This is a genomic window from Sphingobium sp. ba1 (genome assembly GCF_000743655.1).
Taxonomy (GTDB): Bacteria; Pseudomonadota; Alphaproteobacteria; order Sphingomonadales; family Sphingomonadaceae; genus Sphingobium.
Map to the genome: position 1 here is coordinate 3138965 of NZ_JPPQ01000069.1, position 3184 is coordinate 3142148.

The 3184-nt window shown below is 61.3% G+C and carries 2 protein-coding genes; both read left to right on the forward strand.

Annotation, left to right across the window (positions count from 1 at the left end; translation table 11 throughout):
* The first annotated feature begins 101 nt into the window (after positions 1-101).
* The gene (gene ftsH, locus IL54_RS18475; protein WP_037477596.1) at positions 102-2048 is read left to right on the forward strand and encodes an ATP-dependent zinc metalloprotease FtsH; all 1947 of its coding nucleotides are present in this window, start codon (positions 102-104) and stop codon (positions 2046-2048) included.
* A 74-nt stretch (positions 2049-2122) separates the two neighbouring features.
* A complete protein-coding gene (locus IL54_RS18480) occupies positions 2123-2464 on the forward strand; it encodes a hypothetical protein (protein ID WP_037477599.1) in 342 nt (113 codons plus the stop codon).
* Positions 2465-3184: the final 720 nt, after the last annotated feature.

A 3184-nucleotide genomic window follows, 5' to 3' on the forward strand; every position in this document is an offset into this window, starting at 1 on the left:
CGCCTATCGGACGGCGACCTATCTGATCGCTATTTGCGCACGCCGGGCGCGCTTGCGCTTTTGCGGACGCGCCCTATCTTGGCGGGTGAAAGAGAGTGCAGATGAACGACGAGAAAGACCCGCAGACCAATCCCTGGATCAAGAGCGCCATGATATGGGCCGGGGTGATCGTCGCCCTGCTGCTTTTCGTGTCGATGTTCGAACGGCCGACAGGGGCCGGTGGCAGCGAGATCGCCTATTCGGAATTCCGCGCCAAAGTGCAGGAAGGCCAGGTCAAGGACGTCGCCATCGCGCCGGACAAGATCACCGGAACTCTGGCCAACGGAGACCGCTTCGCGACGCTGCCCGTGGCCGATCCGGCGCTGACCGGCCTGCTCGACCAAAATGGTGTCAAATATTCAGGCCAGGCCGAAGCGCAGCCGAGCTTCTGGATGATCCTCGTCTATCAGTCGCTGCCGTTCCTGCTGATCCTGGGCATCGCGTTTTTCGTGTTGCGCCAGATGCAGAAGGGTGGCGGCGCGGGCGGCGCGATGGGCTTTGGCAAGTCCAAGGCCAAGCTGCTGACCGAAAAGCATGGCAAGGTCACCTTCCAGGACGTCGCGGGCATTGATGAAGCGCGCGAGGAGCTGGAGGAAATCGTCGAGTTCCTCAAAGATCCGACCAAGTTTGCACGTCTGGGTGGCAAGATACCCAAGGGCGCGTTGCTGGTCGGTTCGCCCGGCACCGGCAAGACGCTGCTGGCGCGCGCGATCGCGGGCGAGGCGGGCGTGCCTTTCTTCACCATCTCCGGCTCGGACTTTGTCGAAATGTTCGTCGGCGTGGGCGCAAGCCGCGTGCGCGACATGTTCGAACAGGCCAAGAAGAATGCGCCCTGCATCGTCTTCATCGATGAAATCGACGCGGTCGGTCGCCATCGTGGCGCGGGCCTGGGCAATGGCAATGACGAGCGCGAGCAGACGCTGAACCAATTGCTGGTCGAGATGGACGGTTTTGAGGCCAATGAAGGCATCATCATCGTCGCGGCCACCAACCGTCCCGACGTGCTGGACCCCGCGCTGCTGCGGCCGGGCCGCTTCGACCGTCAGGTCGTGGTGCCCCGTCCCGATATCGAAGGCCGCGAGAAGATCCTGGCCGTGCATATGAAGAAGGTGCCGCTGGCACCCGACGTCGAGCCGCGCACGATCGCGCGTGGCACGCCCGGCTTCTCCGGCGCGGACCTCGCCAACCTGGTCAACGAAGCGGCGCTGATGGCGGCGCGGCGGGGCAAGCGGCTGGTCGCCATGTCCGAGTTCGAATCGGCCAAGGACAAGGTGATGATGGGCGCGGAACGTCGCTCCATGGTCATGACCGATGATGAGAAGAAGATGACCGCCTATCATGAGGCGGGCCATGCGATCATCGCCGTGCATGAACCGGCGTCGGACCCGATCCACAAGGCAACGATCATCCCGCGCGGCCGTGCGCTGGGCATGGTGATGCGCCTGCCCGAACGCGACAGCTACAGCTATCACCGCGACAAGATGCATGCGAACATGGCCGTTGCCATGGGTGGCCGCGTCGCCGAGGAAATCATCTTCGGCTATGACAAGGTGTCGAGCGGTGCGTCGGGCGACATCCAGTACGCCACCAAGCTGGCGCGCGACATGGTCACCCAATGGGGCATGTCCGACAAGCTGGGGCCGCTGCAATATGAAGAGCAGCAGGGCGAGACGTTCCTTGGCTATTCGCAGAGCCAGCGCGTCCATATGTCGGACGAGACCGCCAAGCTGATCGACGCGGAAATTCGCGGGCTGGTGGAACAGGGCTATGCCCGTGCGCAGGAATTGCTGACGGGCCATGAGGACCAACTGCATTTGCTGGCCAATGCGCTGCTGGAATATGAGACGCTGAGCGGCGACGAGATCAAGGCGCTGCTCGAAAAGGGCGAGATCACCCGCGACGACGGGACCACGATCAAGCCTTCGGTCATGCCGGCGGCCGGATCGTCCATCCCCAAGACGCGCAAGCGCAAGGGGCCGTTCGGCGATCCGTCTCCTGCCGGGGCGTAAGCGGTGAGGATTTGAAAGAATGGGCGCTGCCGCAAGGTGGCGCCCTTTTTCTTGTTGATCGGGGGAGGGGCATCATGGAAGCGTTCGATGACATCCATGCGCGGTTGCGCGCCGTCATGCTGGACAATGCGCCGGGGCAGGTGTTGGCGAAGGATGAAGCGGGCGATCTGGTCGTGCGCACTGCTACCGTCGATCCCAAGACCGGGCAGCCGGGCTGGTTCGGGACGGTGACGATCAAGAAAAGCTATGTCGCCTATCATCTGATGCCGCTTTATACCGATGCGGCCTTGTCGGAGAGTGTCTCGCCTGGGTTGGCCAAGCGGCGGCAGGGGAAGACTTGCTTTAACTTCAAGGCGGTGGATGAAGTGTTGTTTGGCGAACTGGCGTTGCTGACGCGCAGGGCTGCGGGTTTGTAGCTGTTTTCCCAGTGTCGCGCAGAGCCGCGCAATGCATCCGGCAAAGGGACACTGGAAGCGGTGTAAGGGCGTCACCTTATTGAGAGCGTGACACCCCTCCGTCTGGCCTGCGGCCAGCCACCTCCCCTGCCAGGAGAGGATGACGAAGGGGGACGTCGCCTTAATCGTCACCCCGAAGGAGGAATGGTATTGGACGACCATTTTTGGTCACTCCGCCAGATCAGCCGCATCCTTGAAACCGGTCACTCATTCAGATGATAGATCGAAGGCTGACTGATCAAATCTGGTGAAAAACGGACGTAGATGCTATCTTTGCCCAGCGCTGCATGAAAATGAAGGAGGCCATGATCACCAAGTTTGTCGCTATGGTCGGAGTCCTATTTGCCCTCGCTGGCGTTTTTCTCAACGTGACCGCTAACCTGCTTTACGGCCGACCCTTTGTGCTCAGCGCGCAGTGTTGGTCGATAGCCATCAGCGTTTTCGCGGTTGGGTTCGGTGTAATGGTCGTCAGTCTCTGCTTCTATTCTGTCCGCGACCGCATTCGTAGGCGAAGGTAAGGTCGAACGCCCCCTGTTGGGTGTTTGTTGTCGAGCGTTTTTAGACCGCGCAGCATCTGCTATCCCCAGCCATCTCTCCAAAAGCTGCCCTTCTCAAATCCACCCTTAGCCCGTCTTATTCACCGGCGGCATGGGATGGGGTTGGCGGACGTGGCGTAAGTTA

What these genes read in the sequence shown, in the direction of transcription:
- ftsH (WP_037477596.1), top strand. Translation starts at nt 102, where the DNA reads ATGAACGACGAGAAAGACCCGCAGACCAATCCCTGGATCAAGAGCGCC.
- IL54_RS18480 (WP_037477599.1), top strand. Translation starts at nt 2,123, where the DNA reads ATGGAAGCGTTCGATGACATCCATGCGCGGTTGCGCGCCGTCATGCTG.